The 19,154-nt window shown below is 61.6% G+C and carries 12 protein-coding genes; 7 read left to right on the forward strand and 5 right to left on the reverse strand.

All coding sequences use genetic code 11. From position 1 onward, the window contains the following. The first annotated feature begins 37 nt into the window (after positions 1 to 37). Positions 38 to 2,995 (forward strand): type 2 lanthipeptide synthetase LanM, encoded by a 2,958-nt coding sequence (lanM, locus tag KI241_RS23300; RefSeq protein ID WP_244868242.1) that lies wholly within the window; start codon positions 38 to 40, stop codon positions 2,993 to 2,995. Between the two features lie 70 nt (positions 2,996 to 3,065). On the opposite strand, the gene ettA is transcribed toward lanM, so the two are convergent. Continuing rightward, positions 3,066 to 4,730 carry an energy-dependent translational throttle protein EttA gene (gene ettA / locus KI241_RS23305; protein ID WP_042730725.1) on the reverse strand — a complete coding sequence of 555 codons (1,665 nt, stop codon included), beginning with the start codon at positions 4,728 to 4,730 and terminating at the stop codon, positions 3,066 to 3,068. Positions 4,731 to 5,001: 271 nt separating this feature from the next. On the opposite strand from ettA, the gene KI241_RS23310 reads away from it, so the two are divergent. From KI241_RS23310 to KI241_RS23335, 6 genes are all read left to right on the forward strand, one after another. Beyond that, complete coding sequence (locus KI241_RS23310; RefSeq protein WP_047736294.1) at positions 5,002 to 8,850, forward strand: EAL domain-containing protein; 3,849 nt, start codon at positions 5,002 to 5,004, stop codon at positions 8,848 to 8,850. A gap of 220 nt (positions 8,851 to 9,070) precedes the next feature. Then, the gene (gene glyA, locus KI241_RS23315; protein ID WP_042730727.1) at positions 9,071 to 10,324 is read left to right on the forward strand and encodes a serine hydroxymethyltransferase; all 1,254 of its coding nucleotides are present in this window, start codon (positions 9,071 to 9,073) and stop codon (positions 10,322 to 10,324) included. Between the two features lie 204 nt (positions 10,325 to 10,528). Then, on the forward strand, positions 10,529 to 11,053 hold the full coding sequence (locus tag KI241_RS23320) for a hypothetical protein (protein WP_212803046.1): 525 nt from the start codon (positions 10,529 to 10,531) through the stop codon (positions 11,051 to 11,053). 346 nt (positions 11,054 to 11,399) lie between these two features. Further along, a complete protein-coding gene (locus tag KI241_RS23325) occupies positions 11,400 to 12,713 on the forward strand; it encodes a C4-dicarboxylate transporter DctA (RefSeq protein WP_042730729.1) in 1,314 nt (437 codons plus the stop codon). Positions 12,714 to 12,771: 58 nt separating this feature from the next. After that, on the forward strand, positions 12,772 to 13,476 hold the full coding sequence (locus KI241_RS23330; RefSeq protein WP_042730730.1) for a FadR/GntR family transcriptional regulator: 705 nt from the start codon (positions 12,772 to 12,774) through the stop codon (positions 13,474 to 13,476). Between the two features lie 22 nt (positions 13,477 to 13,498). After that, positions 13,499 to 14,212, forward strand: a complete 714-nt coding sequence (locus KI241_RS23335) for a GntR family transcriptional regulator (RefSeq protein WP_042730731.1) — start codon at positions 13,499 to 13,501, stop codon at positions 14,210 to 14,212. On the opposite strand, the gene yjiA is transcribed toward KI241_RS23335, so the two are convergent. From yjiA to KI241_RS23355, 4 genes are all read right to left on the reverse strand, one after another. Next, the gene (yjiA, locus tag KI241_RS23340) at positions 14,204 to 15,172 is read right to left on the reverse strand and encodes a GTPase (protein ID WP_042730732.1); all 969 of its coding nucleotides are present in this window, start codon (positions 15,170 to 15,172) and stop codon (positions 14,204 to 14,206) included. The genes KI241_RS23335 and yjiA overlap by 9 nt on opposite strands. A 373-nt stretch (positions 15,173 to 15,545) precedes the next feature. Continuing rightward, positions 15,546 to 16,693 (reverse strand): IS3 family transposase gene (locus KI241_RS23345; protein ID WP_144419424.1). Its coding sequence is split into 2 segments (ribosomal slippage): positions 15,546 to 16,438 and positions 16,438 to 16,693, totalling 1,149 coding nucleotides; the frame shifts between segments, so codons are not numbered across the junction. 146 nt (positions 16,694 to 16,839) lie between these two features. Further along, positions 16,840 to 17,037 (reverse strand): YbdD/YjiX family protein, encoded by a 198-nt coding sequence (locus KI241_RS23350; protein ID WP_042730733.1) that lies wholly within the window; start codon positions 17,035 to 17,037, stop codon positions 16,840 to 16,842. Positions 17,038 to 17,053: 16 nt separating this feature from the next. Further along, positions 17,054 to 19,120: a carbon starvation CstA family protein gene (locus KI241_RS23355; protein ID WP_053144271.1), complete on the reverse strand. Its 2,067-nt coding sequence runs from the start codon at positions 19,118 to 19,120 to the stop codon at positions 17,054 to 17,056. Between the last annotated feature and the right edge of the window lie 34 nt (positions 19,121 to 19,154).

Here is a 19,154-nt window from a genome sequence, read left to right on the forward strand (position 1 = left end):
AAGCAACCTGACTCGCCTGCACGCCGATGACCAGGCTTTGCTGGATCACTTTGGTCTGGGCCGGGAACAACTGCTGAAACACGTCAGCGCCCCCAACCACCAACACCGCCTGCCCCCCAGCAGCGAATCATGCCTGCAAAGTTTGGAACAGAAGCTGGCCCACCTCGACAGCCTTCCTGTCGAAACAAAAACAAGTGCAACTAAAAAAGATAACTTTCATGGCTTCGGCCAGCGGTTTCTTCTTTATTTCATCGACACGTTCAAGGCCGACAAGCGTTACTCCCAAGTTTCACCGCACATTGACGAGTCGGCCTTGCTCGCAAGCCTCGAACAGTATGTTCTGGCCCGGGTGAGTCGCACCTCAGAACAAAGTCTTGTGCATCATTTGAATACGCGAATTGCGCAAGGCGAAAACATTGACCTGGGCACCTTCAATGAACAACTGCGCACGTCGCCACTGCGGCCACTCTTCGAGTGCTACCCGGTACTGGCAACGCTGCTGTTCGATCAATTGGAAGACACCCTCAACTATCTTTATACGGTCATTCTCCATTTCGCAGCCGACCTCGCATTATTGGAGGGCGCGTTTTCAATCGCAGCTCGGCAAATCAGCGCAATTGAACTGGGCCTCGGTGACCCCCACGGGCGCGGCGAAACGGTCTGTCTGGTCAGCGTCGGCAGCGTTTCACTGGTCTACAAACCTCGGGCAAGCCGGGAAGCGCTTTTCTACAACCGCTTGCTTGAACACCTGCACGAGTGGACGGGCGCGGACTGCTTCTCTGTGCGCGGGCCAAGGATTCTCAGCCGCCCGCGGCATAGCTGGATAGAAAAAATCGACAACCTGCCCTGCGAACAGGCAACGGATGTCGAGTTGTTCTACAAGAGAATGGGCGCCCAGATCGCCGTCATTCATGCCTTGAACGGCATCGACTTTCATTACGAGAACATCATTGCCTGCGGCAGCAGCCCGGTCATGATCGACCTCGAATGCCTGTTCACGGCGTCCACCAGCGACTTGCTGACGGAGTTGCCCGCGGGCTGCGCACTGTCCAGCAGTTTCAAGGCGATCCAGCAATCCATCTGTTCCAGCGGCTTCGTGCCCTTTTCGCAAAAGACCAATAACGACCAGAGCGGGCTGACTCGCCAGGCCCTGTTCATTTCCACCCGTCGCGCCCTGGTTTTCGAGGGTGGGTTCTACCACCTGCGCAAAATCGAATTCGAGCATCAGTTGGCGCAAAAACACCTGCCCCTGCTGCAAGGCGAGCGAATAGGGCCGCAGGCCTATAAGACCGCGCTGTTCAAAGGCTTCGAATACGCTTACGGCGCACTGATGGTTCATCGGCACGCGATCATGGAGATGCTCGAACAATCCGCCGGCGAACTGACCACCCGCGTATTGCTCAAGAATTCGCAGCGCTACGCCGACTTTATCGGACTGATCCGCCACCCACGCTTCATGCAGAACATGCTCGACCGAGAACTGCTGCTTGCAACCCTGTGGAAAGATCTAAAAGAACCCTATCGGGAAAGAGGTATTGCCCGCTATGAAATAGCCGACCTGCAAAGGTCCAGTATTCCGTGTTTCACCATGGCGCTGAACGCACGCTGCTTTACGAGCGCACAAGGTGAAACCGTCGAGATGGCAACCCTGGAACCTCCATTAAAAAGTTGCCTGCAAAAAATCAGTCACCTGTCCCGTGAGGACTGGGCCCTGCAACGCACACTCCTGGACATCTGCCTGTTCCCAGAGCCATCCTCACCGGAAACGCGAACACCCCTACTCCCTGGAAAAGAACCGCCAGCAGAGCGACTCGACGCGGTCCTGGCCATCAGCGCCCGTCTCGATGAACTTGCCGTGAGGGGCACGGCAACCGACGTCCGCTGGCTGTCTTTTCATACTCACCCCACGAGCCTGCGCAAATACCCGGCGCCGATGGACCATGGGTTGTATTCGGGTATCGCCGGGATCGGCCTGTTTTACCTGGCCGCGTTCAAAGTCGGTGGCCAGTCGCACTGGCTGTCGCGCATGGATCGGATCCTGGACGCCCTGGACCAGCACTTCGGCTTTTTCCGAACCGACCTGACTGTCAGCGCATATCACGGTCTGGGGGCCTACCTTTACTTGCTTATCAATCGCCGCCGGATCACCGCGGATGCCCGCCATGATGAAAAGATTGCCGGCTTGCTTACCCAACTGATCGAAATCCCCCCTGAGCGCTACGATTTCGACTTCCTGGCAGGCTGTTGTGGCGCGGTGACGCTCCTGGCCAATCTCCACGAGTCGTCGGCACAGAACGAGGTACTGCCGGCCCTCCGGCGGATGGTCGACTACATACGGGAGCAGGTCCTGATCGAAGAGGGTCGGCTTCTACGGCGCGATGATCGCTCCGTCATCCTGACGGGCTTGTCCCACGGTCTCTCGGGCGTCATCCATGCCCTGTGCAAGGCCTATGACGTGACCGGGGATGCGACGCTGGTGCCTTTGGCCATCCAGGTGCTCGAAGGTGAGAACCGCTTGAGCCGGGACGGTTTCTGGCTGGACCTGAGGAACCTCGGACCAGCGGACCATACGTCCAAGTGGTGCCATGGCGACGGCGGTGTGCTCATTGCCAGGCGACAGCTGCTGCAATCGATGGGGGATGTGCTGGACGCGGCGACCCGACAGACCGTGCTCGACGACATACAGCGATGCGAGCGCAATCTCTGGGAGCACGGGTTGGGTGAGGGTTACAACCTGTGCCACGGCGATTTCGGCAATCTGTTGTGCTTGCATGACCTGTATCGGCATTCAGGCAACGCCGATGGCATGAACAGGGTCAGGACAGCCCTAGACGAGGCCGCCCGGCAATTTTTTGCAGGACCTTGGCTGGACAACGACAGGGTGCCCGACGTCAGCCTGCTGACGGGCATCACCGGTGTGGGCTATGCCTTGCTGTACGAGATGGACCCGACGATCCCCAACATTCTCACGCTCGATTTTGCGCCACAGGCCTAGCGCCTGACCTGCATGGCGAGGGAGCACGCTCCCTCGCCATGGGTTCAGCGACCTTGCGGTCGCACGCCCCTCAAGCCAGCTTCTTGTGCCGCACACGGTGCGGCTGGGCAGCGGCCTCGCCGAGGCGTTTCTTGCGATCGGCTTCGTACTCGGTGTAGTTACCTTCGAAGAACACCGCCTGGGAGTCGTCTTCGTACGCCAGGATGTGAGTTGCCACGCGGTCAAGGAACCACCGATCGTGGGAGATCACAATGGCGGCGCCCGGGAAGTCCAGCAGGGCTTCTTCCAGGGAACGCAGGGTTTCGACGTCGAGGTCGTTGGACGGTTCGTCGAGCAGCAGGACGTTGCCACCCTCCTTCAGCGTCAGCGCCAGGTGCAAGCGGCCGCGCTCACCGCCGGACAGGTCCTTGACGAACTTCTGCTGGTCGCCGCCCTTGAAGTTGAAACGCCCCACGTAGGTGCGCGACGGGATTTCGTAGTTGCCGATGCGGATCTGGTCGGAGCCGTCGGAAATCTGCTGGAACACGGTCTTGCTGCCGTCCAGGTCTTCGCGGCTCTGGTCGACGCAGGCCAGTTGCACGGTTTCGCCGATCTCGATGCTGCCCGAGTCCGGTGTTTCCTTGCCCATCAGCATGCGGAACAGCGTGGATTTACCCGCGCCGTTACCACCGATGACACCGACGATGGCGCCCTTGGGCATGGAGAACGACAGGTTGTCGATCAGCACACGGTCGCCGTAGCCTTTGGTGACGTTCTTGAACTCGATGACCTTGTCGCCCAGGCGTGGACCGGCCGGGATGTAGATCTCGTTGGTTTCGCTGCGCTTCTGGAATTCCTGCGACTGCATTTCCTCGAAGCGTTGCAGGCGAGCCTTGGATTTGGACTGGCGGGCCTTGGCGCCTTTGCGCACCCACTCCAGTTCTTCCTTCATGGCCTTTTCATGGGCCGACTGCTGCTTGGATTCCTGGGCAAGACGCTCAGACTTGGCTTCCAGCCAGCCCGAATAGTTGCCTTCGTACGGGATGCCGGCGCCACGGTCGAGTTCCAGGATCCAGCCGGCGACGTTGTCGAGGAAGTAACGGTCGTGCGTGATCGCTACCACGGTGCCCGGGAAATCGTGCAGGAAGTGTTCGAGCCAGGCGACGGAATCGGCGTCCAGGTGGTTGGTCGGTTCGTCGAGCAGCAGCATGTCCGGGGCGGACAGCAGCAGGCGGCACAGGGCCACGCGGCGTTTTTCACCACCAGACAGGTGCTCGACCTTCGCGTCCCAGGCCGGCAGGCGCAGCGCATCGGCGGCCACTTCCAGCTGACGCTCCAGGTTGTGGCCGTCGCTGGCTTGCAGAATGGCTTCGAGCTTGGCCTGTTCGGCGGCCAGCTTGTCGAAATCGGCATCGGGATCCGCGTAGGCGGCATAGACCTCGTCCAGGCGTGCCTGGGCATCCTTGATCACGCTGACCGCTTCCTCGACCACTTCGCGAACGGTCTTGGTCGGATCGAGCTGCGGTTCCTGCGGCAGGTAGCCGATGTTCAGGTCCGGCATCGGACGGGCTTCGCCGTCGAATTCATTGTCGACACCGGCCATGATTTTCAGCAGCGTGGACTTGCCCGAGCCGTTGAGGCCCAGCACACCGATCTTGGCGCCGGGGAAGAACGACAGCGAAATGTTTTTAAGGATTTCCCGCTTCGGCGGAACAACTTTGCTCAGCCGATGCATGGTGAAGACGTATTGAGCCATGGTGAACCTAGCGTCAGTGACAGGTGAAAAGAACGAGCCAGGCCATGCACGGCGCCGGCGCTTGAAGGGGATCAAGGCCAGGGGGCCGATGGCGCCTGGGAATGTGGAGCTGGAACGCTCTTGTTTGACCGGCAAAGCTACCTCAACCGTCGGTCAAGGTCCAGCCGCCAGGGACTGGCACTTTGCCACAAGGCAAGGCATGCTAGCCGCCCTTCGGGCGTCCGGCTTATAGTGCACGTCGCGCCAGTCCAGCAAACCGCAGGATTACAGCTTGTCCAAAGTCACGCCGCCCTCGTCCCCACGCGCGCCCGCTACGGTGCCCGGCTCGCCCCTGCGCGGGACATTGAAGGGCGCGCTGGCCACACTGGTGCTGCTGTTGCTCGGCCTGCTCTTCTGGCAGTTGCTCGACCAACTGCGTGAAACCCAGCAGCAACAGCGCCAGTACACCATCGACTACACCGCCGACCTGGCCTCGCAAATCAGCCTGAACATGGCGCTGAACGCGCAAATCGCCCTCAACCTGCTACCGATCGTCGAACAACCGCAAACGGCCGACGAACAGCAGGCGCTGTTGCGCAAGCTGCAGCAATCGTTGCCCGAACTGCGCAGCCTGGCGTTGCTGAGCCCTTCGGGCAAGGTCCTCAGCGACAGCGACGCCGCCAGCGAAGACGCCGACTATCTGGCCGACCTGGTGCGACGCAGCCGGGCCCAGGCCCACTATTTCAGCAACTCCACGGACGGCTCCGTGGTGCACCTGCTGTTGCACCAGGCCAGCGGCAGCACCCGCGGCTACTGGGCCTTGCGCCTGACCCCGAACTTCTTCGCCACGCTGACCAAGCAGGCCGATGTGGGCCTGCGCCCGTTGTGGCTGGTGGAAAACCGTCTCGACCAGCAGATCATCAGCCGCGACGAGGGCCTGCCTTCGGAAAGCGCCGCCCGGCTCTCCCCGGACGATCTGGAAAACACCGTGCTGACCGTGCCCCTGAGCAGCAGCGATTGGCAGTTGCGTGGGTTGTTCGACCGGCGCCAGGTGATCGAGCAACTGTTGCCGGCCTTCATCGGCAAATGCCTGCTGGGCCTGGCGATCTCGCTGCTGCCGGTGATCGCGCTGTTGAACATGCGCCGACGCCAACGGCAACTGCATGAAGGTCGCCGGCGTTACCAGGATATTTTCGAAGGCACCGGCGTGGCCCTGTGCGTGCTCGATTTGTCGGGGCTCAAGGCCTTCTTCCAGAAGGTCGGCCTGCACACCGGCGATCAATTGCGCACCTGGCTGGAAACACCCCATCAGCGCGAGCAACTGCAACGGGAAGTGGTGGTGACCGAGGTCAACCAGATGGCGTTGAAGCTGCTTAACGTCGACTCGTGCGAACAGGCCTGGCAACTGCTGGTGGGCAACGGCCCGCAAGACCACAACCCCGTGGGCTCGAAACTGCTCCAGGCCCTGCTCGACCAGCACAAGCAACTGGAACTGGAAATCCGCCTGCAGGACGCCCATGGCCGCGACCAGCACCTGTGGCTGGTGCTGCGCCTGCCGGAAAAACAGGACGACTATAACGCTGTCATCCTGAGCATCAGCGACATCACCAGCCGCAAGCTGGTGGAACTCTCGCTGCTCGAACGCGAAGGCTTCTGGTCCGACGTGGTGCGCACCGTGCCGGATCACCTCTACGTGCAGGACGTCATCAGCCAGCGGATGATCTTCAGCAACCATCACCTCGGCCAGACCCTGGGCTACGACCGCACCGAACTGCACCAGATGGGCGAGTACTTCTGGGAAATCCTGCTGCACAGCGAAGATGCCGACCATTACCACGGCCTGCGCCAGGAACAGCGTCGGGGCGGGTACACGCAACTGCTGCAATGCCAACTGCGCTTTCGTCACCGCAACGGCAAGTGGCGGCGCTTCGATATCCGCGAACAGGCCCTGGCCCGGGACCGGCATGACCAGGTAACGCGGATCATCGGCGTGGCCAAGGACATCACCGAGCAGATCGAAGCCAGCGAATCGCTGCGCGACAGCGAACAACGCTACCGGATGCTCGCCGAAAGCATCAGCGACGTGATCTTCTCCACCGACAGCAAGCTTTCGCTCAACTATGTCAGCCCGTCGGTTCAGGCGGTGCTGGGCTACAACGTCGACTGGATTTTCCAGAACGGCTGGCAGTCGACCATCGCCAACCCGCAGCAACTGACCGGCATCTACAGCCTGATGGAGCGGGTCAGCAAGGCCCTCGACAAGCCCGAGCAACTGGCCGAGCTACGCAACCAGATGCAGACCCAGCTGTTCCTGTTCGACTGCCTGCGGGCCGATGGGCGCAAGATCCCCATCGAGTTGCGCCTGGTGCTGGTGTGGGACGATCACGGCGCGTTCGAAGGCGTGCTGGGCGTGGGCCGCGACATCAGCCAGCAGCGCCGCGCCGAAAAAGACCTGCGCATGGCCGCCACGGTATTCGAGCATTCGACCTCGGCCATCCTGATCACCGACCCGGCGGGCTACATCGTCCAGGCCAACGAAGCGTTCAGCCGCGTCAGTGGCTACGCGGTGTCGCAGGTGCTGGACCAGTTGCCCAACATGCTGACCGTGGACGAACAGCAGGAAGCGCACCTGCGCTATGTGCTCAAGCAGCTGCAACAGCACAGCACCTGGGAAGGCGAAGTGTGGCTCAAGCGGCGCAATGGCGAGCACTACCCGGCCTGGGTCGGCATCACCGCGGTGCTGGATGACGAAGGCGACCTGGCCAGCTACGTGTGCTTCTTCAGCGACATCAGCGAACGCAAGGCCAGCGAACAGCGCATCCATCGCCTGGCCTACTACGACGCCCTGACCCACCTGCCGAACCGCACGTTGTTCCAGGACCGCCTGCACACCGCGCTGCAAGCGGCCGAGCGGCAGAAGAGCTGGGTCGTGCTGATGTTCCTCGACCTCGACCGTTTCAAACCGATCAACGACTCCCTGGGCCATGCCGCCGGCGACCGGATGCTCAAGGAAATGGCCACGCGGCTGCTCGGCTGCGTCGCCGACGACGACACCGTGGCGCGCATGGGCGGCGACGAGTTCACCCTGCTGCTGCAACCGCGCGCCAGTCGCGAGATGGCGCTGAACCGAGCCATTACCGTGGCCGAACAGATCCTCGCCAGCCTGGTCAGGCCCTTCGTGCTCGAAGGCCGGGAGTTCTTCGTCACCGCCAGTATCGGTATTGCCCTGAGCCCCCAGGACGGCAACGAACTGAGCCAGTTGATGAAAAACGCCGACACGGCCATGTACCACGCCAAGGAACGCGGCAAGAATAACTTCCAGTTCTACCAGGCCGACATGAACGCCAGCGCCTTGGAACGCCTGGAGCTGGAAAGCGACCTGCGCCACGCCCTGGAGCAGAACGAGTTCGTGCTGTATTACCAGCCGCAGTTCAGCGGCGACGGCAAGCGCCTGACCGGCGCCGAGGCCCTGCTGCGCTGGCGCCATCCACGCCGCGGGCTGGTGCCGCCGGGGGATTTCATCCCGGTCCTGGAAGAACTCGGGCTGGTGGTGGACGTGGGCGACTGGGTCATCGCCGAGGCCTGTCGACAGCTCAGGACCTGGCACCAGGCCAAGGTCCGGGTGCCGAAGGTTTCGGTCAATATCTCGGCCCGGCAATTCTCCGATGGCCAACTGGGGACGCGCATCGCCAATATCCTGCGCAGCACCGGCCTGCCGCCGGCGTGCCTGGAGCTGGAATTGACCGAGAGCATCCTGATGCGCGAAGTCAGCGAAGCGATGCAGATCCTGGCCGGGTTGAAAAACCTCGGCCTGAGTATCGCCGTGGATGACTTCGGCACGGGCTACTCGTCGCTCAACTACCTCAAGCAGTTCCCCATTGACGTGTTGAAGATCGACCGCACCTTCGTCGATGGCCTGCCCTCCGGCGAACAGGACGCGCAGATCGCCCGTGCGATCATCGCCATGGCCCACAGCCTCAACCTCGCGGTGATCGCCGAGGGGGTCGAGACCCACGAACAACTGGACTTCCTGCGCGAACACGGTTGCGACGAAGTGCAGGGCTACCTGTTCGGCCGCCCAATGCCGGCCAATCGCTTCGAAGCGCAGTTCAGCAATGATGCGCTGTTCATGCTCGACTGAAATCTCTACTGCCTGTGCGGGCCTCTTCGCGAGCAAGCCCGCTCCCACAGGGGAACGCGGTTCATGTGGGAGCGGGCTTGCCCGCGAAGACGTCTGTCCAAACAACAACGCGAACGTGCGTGAATCCCATTCGTCCACGACATGACGTCCTTTCATACCCCTTCCAAAACCGGTTGGGTTAGAATGCCCCCCTTTTCTGCCCCGATCCTTGAGGACCGCCATGTTCAGCCGTGATTTGACTATTGCCAAGTACGACGCCGATCTCTTTGCCGCCATGGAGCAAGAAGCCCAGCGCCAGGAAGAGCACATTGAGCTGATCGCTTCGGAAAACTACACCAGCCCCGCGGTGATGGAAGCTCAAGGCTCGGTACTGACCAACAAGTACGCCGAAGGCTACCCGGGCAAGCGTTACTACGGTGGCTGCGAGTACGTCGACGTGGTCGAGCAACTGGCCATCGACCGCGCCAAGCAACTGTTCGGCGCCGACTACGCCAACGTCCAGCCGCACGCCGGCTCCCAGGCCAACGCCGCCGTGTACCTGGCGCTGCTGTCGGCCGGTGACACCATCCTGGGCATGAGCCTGGCCCACGGCGGCCACCTGACCCACGGCGCCAGCGTGTCGTCCTCCGGCAAGCTGTACAACGCCATCCAGTACGGCATCGACGGCAACGGCCTGATCGACTACGACGAAGTCGAGCGCCTGGCACTCGAGCACAAGCCGAAAATGATCGTGGCCGGTTTCTCCGCCTACTCGCAAGTGCTCGACTTCCCGCGTTTCCGTGAAATCGCCGACAAGGTCGGTGCCTACCTGTTCGTCGACATGGCTCACGTCGCCGGCCTGGTTGCCGCCGGTGTGTACCCGAACCCGGTGCCGTTCGCCGACGTCGTGACCACCACCACCCACAAGACCCTGCGCGGTCCACGTGGCGGCCTGATCCTGGCACGCGCCAACGCCGACATCGAGAAGAAGCTCAACTCCGCCGTGTTCCCAGGCGCCCAGGGCGGCCCGTTGGAGCACGTGATCGCGGCCAAGGCGATCTGCTTCAAGGAAGCGCTGCAACCTGAGTTCAAGGCCTACCAGCAACAAGTGGTGAAGAACGCCCAAGCCATGGCCAACGTATTCATCGAGCGCGGCTTTGACGTCGTGTCCGGCGGCACCCAGAACCACCTGTTCCTGCTGTCGCTGATCAAGCAGGACATCTCGGGCAAAGACGCCGACGCAGCGCTGGGCAAGGCGTTCATCACTGTGAACAAGAACTCGGTGCCAAACGACCCTCGCTCCCCGTTCGTCACTTCCGGCCTGCGCTTCGGCACGCCAGCCGTGACCACCCGTGGCTTCAAGGAAGCCGAGTGCAAGGAACTGGCCGGCTGGATCTGCGACATCCTGGCGGACCTGAACAACGAAGCGGTGATCGACGCCGTGCGTGAAAAGGTCAAGGCCATCTGCAAGAAGCTGCCGGTGTACGGCGCTTGATGCAGCACTAGGCTGTCATTGAAAAAGCCCGCCTCGAAATAGGCGGGCTTTTTTATTGGCTGCTCTTCCCTGTAAAGCCAGTAATAACTTTATATACCTCACGCCTTGAAACATAGCCTCCCACACAACTTACCAAGAAACTCCTAACATCGAATCTCATTATTCACGGCCCCTCAGGTCTTCAATAAAGGATGCGATCCCTACATGGACAGTAAACGCTCTTTTTCCGCAACACTTCGCTCGCCAGACATGCATATCCACTTGCTTGAAACGCTGCACGGAAAACCGGCCATGGCGACCATTACTTCATTCAGCGGTGGATTTTTCAGCGGCAAACCCCAAACCGTCGATCATTCAAGCCTGCTGGGCATGCACGCCAAAGCCAGCGGCGGCGCCGTCGCGCCGCTGATGCTGCACTTTCGCCACAGCGCCGATGGCTACACCCTGTGGATAAAAACGCCCGGCGAACACCACGACAAGTTCATCGGCAAAAGTTGGTTCGACGCCCTTGGCGTAAAAGACTCGGGCCAACCAAGTACCTTTAGACTTGTTAATCCAAAGAACCGCGTAATCACCTTGGACGATATAACGGCCCAACACTCGCCCCTCTCGCTCATGACGAAGCACAACAAATATGTGGGCGGATTAAGAATGCACGGTTCGCCTTATCTTTATCTGGCAGAAACCGATGTACGCTCGAAGCTGACGTTCATACTCAGCCTGACTTGAATAGACTGTGTGGGCGCAAGCCTGCTCGCGATAAGGGCCCGTTCAATCGGCCTTGATTGACCTGCTCCTTTCGCAAGCCGGCTCGCTCCCACACGTTTCTGGTTTTGCCCCAGGCCTGGGCCGCCGGTCATTTTTTCATGGGAGGGAAAAGGCTCAAGCACGAGGGTTTCCTTGCAACTGGTAAGACCGGTAAAGCCAAAACCTAAAAAATCGCCTTGCGGCCGTGGCAAAACCGCGCCTAGACTGCGCCTGCACTGGACAAACCGGTAAGACCACAATAATGAAGTCCTGACGCCAACGGCCCTAAAGCCCAGCGGACACGGACACCGAACCAGGAATCCCTCCCATGCTCAAATGGTGCTCGCGGTCGATCTTCCTTCAAGTTGTCCTCGGACTGGTGCTTGGCATCGTCTGCGGGCTTACCCTTCCCGAATACTCTGCACAGCTCAAGCCCCTCGGTGACGGGTTTATCAAGCTGATCAAGATGCTCATCGGTCTGATCGTGTTCTGCGTGGTGGTCAGCGGCATCTCCGGTGCCGGCGACCTCAAGAAGGTCGGACGCATCGGCCTCAAGTCGGTCATCTATTTCGAAGTTCTCACCACCATCGCCCTGGTGATCGGGCTGGTGTTCGCTTTCACCACCGGCATCGGCAGCGGCGCCAATATCCACCTGGAGCAGCTCTCCAGCGCTGACATGGGTGACATCGCCCAGCGCGGCCAGCACATGGTCACCACCACCCAATTTCTGATGAACCTGATCCCGACGTCGGTGATCGGCGCCTTCGCGGAAAACAACATCCTGCAAGTGCTGCTGTTCGCGGTGCTGTTCGGCAGTGCGTTGAACCTGGTGGGGGACGCCGCCTCGGGTATTTCGCGCCTGATCAACGAACTCAGCCACGTGATTTTTCGCATCATGGGCATGATCGTACGCCTGGCGCCAATCGGTGTCTTTGGCGCCATCGCCTTCACCACCAGCAAATACGGCCTGGATTCGCTGCAGCACCTGGGCAGCCTCGTCGGCTTGTTCTACCTGACCTGCATCGCCTTCGTCGCGGTCATCCTCGGGCTGGTGATGCGCGCGTCGGGGCTGCCCATGCTGCCGTTCCTCAAATACCTGCGTGAAGAACTGCTGATCGTGCTCGGCACCGCTTCGTCAGACGCCGTGCTGCCGCAAATCATGCGCAAGCTCGAACACCTCGGCATCGGCAGCTCGACCGTGGGCCTGGTCATCCCAACCGGCTACTCGTTCAACCTGGACGGCTTTTCGATCTACCTGACCCTGGCCATCGTCTTCATCGCCAATGCGACCGGCACGCCGCTGGCCATGAGCGACCTGCTGACCATCCTGCTGGTGTCGTTGATCACCTCCAAGGGCGCCCACGGGATTCCAGGTTCGGCGCTGGTTATCCTGGCGGCCACGTTGACGGCGATCCCGGCCATCCCGGTGGTTGGCCTGGTCCTGGTGCTGGCGGTGGACTGGTTCATGGGCATCGGGCGCGCCCTGACCAACCTGATCGGCAACTGCGTGGCCACCGTGGCCATCGCCCGCTGGGAAAAAGACATCGACGTACCGCGGGCCCGCAAGGTGTTGTCCGGCCAGCAAGGCTATACCTTCCAGGCCCGAAAACCGGTGGGCAGTGCTCATCACCAGCAATTCTGAAAGACTGCGGCGCCGGCCCGCGAACCGGCACCGCCTGATGATTTCCAAGGAGCCCCATGTGATCAGTTCATCAACCGTCGTCAACTCGGTCGTGGAGAAACTCCGCGCCGCCCTCGCCCGAGGCCAATGGCGCTCCGGCGACATGCTCCCGGGCCAGCGCGAACTGGCCGAGCAACTGGGCATCAGCCGGCCCAGCCTGCGCGAAGCGGTGATTGTGCTGGAAACCCTGGGCTTGGTTCGCTCGATGCCCGGCAAGGGCGTCGTGGTGCTGGAGGCCAATTTCAGCGATGCCGGCGGTGACAGCAGCGCCATGGCCGGCGCCAGTCTCGAAGACCTGCTGCAACTGCGCTACACCCTTGAACCCTTCATCGTTGGCCTGGTGGCCCAGTCCATCAGCAGCAAGGAAGTCGGCCAGTTGCGCCTGACCCTGATGGACATGCGCGAAGCCCTGGAAGCCAATGACAGCGACGCCTGCGCCAACGCCTACATCGCCTTCCACGAGGAACTGTTCGCCCTGACCTCCAACCCGATTTTCCAGAACGTGGTGCAGCAGACCAGCAACGCCCTCAAGCAGAGCGCCGATGTGTTGCGCAACTCGCCCGAACACCTGGCCGAGCGCCTGGAAGAGAACGAAGCGGTGGTGCGCGCCATTCGCGCCAAGAACAGTGCCCAGGCCAGCGCCGAGATGCGGCGGCACATCCTGCGGGAAGGCCAACGCATGGGCATCGAACTGAATATCCCGGACGACAACCTCGGCACTTGAGCCACGGCCTGCGGAGATCGCCATGAACAACCTCGCTTCCCATCAGCACCAGCGCAGCGTACTTGCCTCCCTGCCCTTGCCCGGCCGGGTCGGCAAGCCGTCGGTGGACGATATCTACCCGCGGATCTTCGACGCCATTCTCGACCAGCGCATTGCCCCGGCCAGCCGTTTCACCGAGGAAAGCCTGGGGGATGTGTTCGGCGTCAGCCGCAGCATCATTCGTCGCGTCCTGGCGCGCCTGTCCCATCAGCAGGTGGTGATCCTGCGCCCCAACCACCGGCCCCAGGTCGCGGCACCGGACCTCGAACAGACCCGGCAAATCCTCCATGCCCGCCGCCTGGCCGAACATACCCTGGTGCGCCTGGCCTGCAAGGCGCCACACCCCAGGGACCTGCAAGGCCTGCGCGAACTGGTGGACCGCGAACGCCAGTGCCTGGACCGCGGCGAACGCGGCCCGGCGATACGCCTGTCCGGCGAGTTTCACCTGCAACTGGCGGCCATGGCTGGCAACGCACCCTTGGCGCAGTTCCTCGGCAGCCTGGTGCCATTGACCTCGTTGGCCCTGGCCCGGCATGAGGTCAAGTCACGCCGGCACTGCGCCTGGCAAGAACACCTGGCCATCGTGGACGCCGTGGAAAACGGCGACGTCGATGAAGCCATGCGGCTGATGGACGAGCACCTGGACCATCTCGAACAGAAGTTGCTGATGGCCGCCGGCGCCGGATCGTCAACTTAGCGCGGCGTCGAAGCCTGCGCGGATCTTCTCTTCGGGCAGCTCATCGGCGATGAACACGATCACGCTCTCGCGAGGCTCATCGGGGGCCCATTCGGTGTCCCAATCGAAACCGTAGAGCTTGAGCACGCCCTGGAACACCAGCCGACGAGGTTCACCGGCGATGTTCAGCACGCCCTTGTAGCGCAGCAGTTGCTTGCCGTGCTCCTCCAGCAACTGGTTCATGAACGCGCTGAGCTTGTCGATATCCAGCGGCTTGTCGGTACGCAGCACCAGGCTGCTGATGCGATCGCCCGGGGTCGCCTTGCCGACCGGGCGCAGGCTGAACCCGGCGCCCAGGTCCGCATTGAGGTTGAAGCCGCGGATGTCGAGCAGCTCGGCCAGGTCGATCTTGCCGTGCTCCACCACCCGGATGGGCGCTCGCCGATTGATCCGCGCCAGACGCTCGCCGAGGGCCTCGACCTGGGCCACGTCCACCAGGTCGGTCTTGCTCAGGAGCAAGCGATCGGCGAACCCGACCTGGGCCTGGGCGATGGCCTGGGTCAGGTGCAGGTCGGCGTGGGCGGCGTCTACCAGGGTCAGGATGCCGTCGAGGATGTAGCGCTCGCGCAGGTCTTCGTCGATGAAAAACGCCTGGGCCACTGGCGCCGGATCGGCCAGGCCGGTGCACTCGATCACCAGGCGATCGAAGGCGATCGCGCCGCTGTCCAGCCGTTCGAGCAGCAGGTACAGGGCCTTGGTCAGGTCGGTGTGAATGGTGCAGCACACACAGCCGTTGGCCAGGGTCATGACCTGCACCGGCTCGTCGCCCAGCAGTTGGGTGTCGATGCCAGCATCGCTGAATTCGTTCTCGATCACGGCAATTTTCAGGCCGTGCTCGGCCTTGAGCAGATGACGCAGCAGCGTAGTCTTGCCAGCGCCGAGGAAGCCACTGAGGATGGTGACCGGGATGGGAGAGGACAAACAGAATCTCCTTGATGCGGATTTTTGTGGGAGCGAGCCTGCTTACGACAGCAGAGGGTCAGTCACTGTCGATGTCGGCTGATAGTACGCCATCGCGGGCAAGCCCGCTCCCACACAAGGGATCTGTGGCGAACCCACCTCTTGAGCCCACCAAAAAACACTGTGGGAGCGGGCTTGCCCGCGAAAGCGGTGGGTCAGCCAACCTCTTCATCGACTGACCCACTGCATTCGCGAGCAAGCCCGCTCCCACACAAGGGATCTGTGGCGCACCCACCTCTTGAGTCCACCAAAAAACACTGTGGGAGCGGGCTTGCCCGCGAAAGCGGTGGGTCTGAGGTGGTCAATTTTTTCCGGACACCTCAATCGGTGTTTTTCAGGCTGCTTGCCGCTCATACTGATTGGGCGGCAAATAGCCCAAGGATGAATGGATTCGCCTTCCGTTATAGAACCGCACGATGTAGTCCGTGATGTCTTTGATCGCTTCGCCATGGTTGGCGTAATCCTTGCGCCAAACACGCTCCATCTTCAGATTCAAGAAGAAGCGCTCCATGACCGCATTGTCCCAGCAGTTGCCCTTGCGACTCATGCTGCAACGCATTCCATGTCGCGTCAGCAAGTTCTGGTAATCCGTACCGGCATACTGGCTGCCTCGATCCGAATGAGCGATCAAGCCCGGTTCAGGTTGTCTCTGCGCGATGGCCAGTTGCATCGCACTGCATACCAACTCTGCTCGCATGTGGGGTGCCATGGCCCAGCCCACGATTTTGCGTGAGTACAGGTCCATGACGGCCGCCAGGTACAGCCAGCCGCTGCGGGTACGGATGTAGGTGATGTCAGCGACCCACGACTGGTTGATGCGCTCGGGATTGAACTGGCGATTGAGCAGGTTCTCAGCCACCGGAAAATTGTGATTGCTGTCAGTGGTATGAACGAACTTGCGCTTCCAAATCGGACGCAAATCCTGTTGTTTCATCAGGCGGCGGACCTTGTTCCGTCCAACGGAGACGCCAGTGTCACGCAGCGCTTTCACCAAACGACGGCTGCCATAACAGTGTTCATTGGACACGAAGGCAGCCTTGAGCTGAGCGGAAACCGAGCACACAGGTTTTGGCTTCAAACGCCGCTGACGAGCTTCGTAAAACCCCGAACGACTGATCCGCAACACCCGGCAGATACGCGCCACCGGGTAGGCCTTGCATTGGACTTGGTGAACCAACTGGTGGATCACTTCAACTCGCGGGCAAAGAAGGCCGTAGCTTTTTTTAATATGTCATTATCCGTCTTCAGTTCGCGGACTTGCTGTTCAAGCTGGCGAATACGCTGCTGGTCGCTGGTCAATGGTTTGCCAATCCCCGTACCGCCCGACTGCTCGGTTTGATACTGCTGAACCCAGCGGCGCACGGCGGTATCGCTCAGGCCTAAATCGGTACAAACCGAGTTCACGCTCAGACCTTGATCAACAACCATCTTGCAGACCTTCAGCTTGAACTCGGCGTCGAATTTTCTGTACTTCTTAGTCATGGAATATTCCTCAATGAGTGTAGTTTCACCCATTGAGGTGTCCGGGGCTATTAGACCAGCTCAGTCAGCCAACCTCTTCATCGACTGACCCACTGCATTCGCGAGCAAGCCCGCTCCCACAGGGCGGGTACCTCAGGGCTGCCGGGTCAGCAGCACTTGGGCCCGGCCTTGCCGCCGTAACGGGCTTCCTGGCGTTCGCGGAAGAACGTCTCGTAGTCCATCAGCGGCTTGTCCGGGTGCTGGGTCTGCATGTGCTCGACGTAGTTGTCGTAGTCGGGCATGCCGACCATCAGGCGGGCGGCCTGACCGAGGTATTTACCCAGGCGACTCAAGTCATTGAACATCGTTGCAATCCTCGTTTCAGGCGTCCGGCAGCGCTTGGAAAGGCGCTTCCTTGTCCGTGCGCTCCTTCGTACCCCAGGCGGCGATGCCGACCTTGAGCGCGTAGAACAGGATGCTGAAGACCACGAACAGGAACAGTGCCGTCAACGTCGCGTTGGTGTAGGCATTGAACACCACGTGCTGCATCTGCTCGATGCTCTTGGCCGGGGCCAGGACTTGCCCGGCGGCCAGCGCCTCGTTGTATTTGCGCGCCAGGGCCAGGAAGCCGATCGCCGGGTTGGCGTCGAACAGCTTGATCAGGCCCGCGGTGGTGGTGCAGATCAGCAGCCAGGTCGCCGGCAGCAGCGTGACCCAGACGTAGCGCTGGCGCTTCATCTTGATCAGCACCACGGTGGCGAGCATCAGCGCGATACCGGCCAGCATCTGGTTGGAGATGCCGAACAGCGGCCACAAGGTGTTGATGCCGCCCAGCGGATCGATCACGCCCTGGTACAGCAGGTAACCCCACAGCGCCACGCAACCGGCGGTGGCGATCAGGTTGGCGGTCCAGGATTCGGTGCGCTTGAGGGCCGGCACGAACGAGCCCAGCAGGTCCTGCAGCATGAAGCGCCCGGCACGGGTGCCGGCGTCCACCGCGGTGAGGATGAACAGCGCTTCGAACAGAATCGCGAAGTGGTACCAGAACGCCATGGTGTTCTCACCCGGCAGCACCGAGTGCAGGATCTGCGCGATGCCCACCGCCAGGGTCGGCGCGCCGCCGGCACGGGCCAGGATGGTGGTCTCGCCGATGTCCTTGGCCACGGCCTGCAGGGCGTCCGGAGTGATGGCAAAGCCCCAACTGCTGACGGTCTGCGCCACGGCCACCACGTCGCCGCCGACGATGGCCGCCGGGCTGTTCATGGCGAAGTACACGCCCGGTTCGATCACCGACGCGGCAACCATCGCCATGATCGCCACGAAGGACTCCATGAGCATGCCGCCGTAGCCGATGTAGCGGGCGTTGGTTTCGTTATCCAGCAGCTTGGGCGTGGTGCCCGAGGAAATCAGCGCGTGGAAACCCGAAACCGCGCCACAGGCGATGGTGATGAACAGGAACGGGAACAGACCGCCCTTCCACACCGGGCCCAGGCCATTGGTGAACTGGGTCAGCGCCGGCATTTTCAGCTCGGGCATGGTGACCAGGATGCCGATCGCCAGGGCGACGATGGTGCCGATCTTGAGGAAAGTCGACAGGTAGTCCCGCGGTGCCAGGATCAGCCACACCGGCAGCACGGCGGCGACAAAGCCGTAGCCGATCAGCATCCAGGTGATCTGGATCCCGGTGAAGGTGAAGGCCTTGGCCCAGACTGGGTCGGCGGCGATCTGCCCGCCGAGCCAGATCGACCCCAGCAGCAACAGCACGCCGATCAGCGAGATTTCGCCGATGCGGCCCGGGCGGATGTAGCGCATGTAAAGGCCCATGAACATCGCGATCGGGATGGTCGCCATCACCGTGAAGATCCCCCACGGGCTCTCGGCCAGGGCCTTGACCACGATCAGCGCCAGCACCGCGAGGATGATGATCATGATCAGGAAGCAGCCGAACAGCGCGATGGTGCCGGGAATGCGGCCCATTTCCTCGCGGACCATGTCCCCCAGGGAACGACCGTTGCGGCGGGTGGACAGGAACAGGACCATGAAGTCCTGCACGGCCCCGGCCAGCACCACGCCGGCGATCAGCCAGAGCGTGCCGGGCAGGTAGCCCATCTGCGCGGCCAGCACCGGCCCGACCAGCGGCCCCGCGCCGGCAATGGCGGCGAAGTGGTGACCGAAGAGGATGTGCTTGTTGGTCGGGACGAAGTCCAGGCCATCGTTGTTGAGCACGGCAGGCGTGGCCCGGCGCGCATCGAGTTGCATCACGTTGTTGGCGATGAAGAGGCTGTAGTAGCGGTAGGCGACCAGGTAGATGGCCACGGCTGCGACGACGATCCAGAGGGCGTTGATGGCTTCGCCGCGGCGTAACGCGACGACGCCCAGCGCGCACGCGCCGACGACGGCCAGCAGGAGCCAGGGGATATGGCGCAGCAGGCTATTATTGTTTGTCATTTTTATATTCCAGCCAGGGGTGGACAAGAAGACA

This window comes from Pseudomonas sp. Cab53, assembly GCF_018325965.1.
Classification (GTDB): Bacteria; Pseudomonadota; Gammaproteobacteria; order Pseudomonadales; family Pseudomonadaceae; genus Aquipseudomonas; species Aquipseudomonas chlororaphis_E.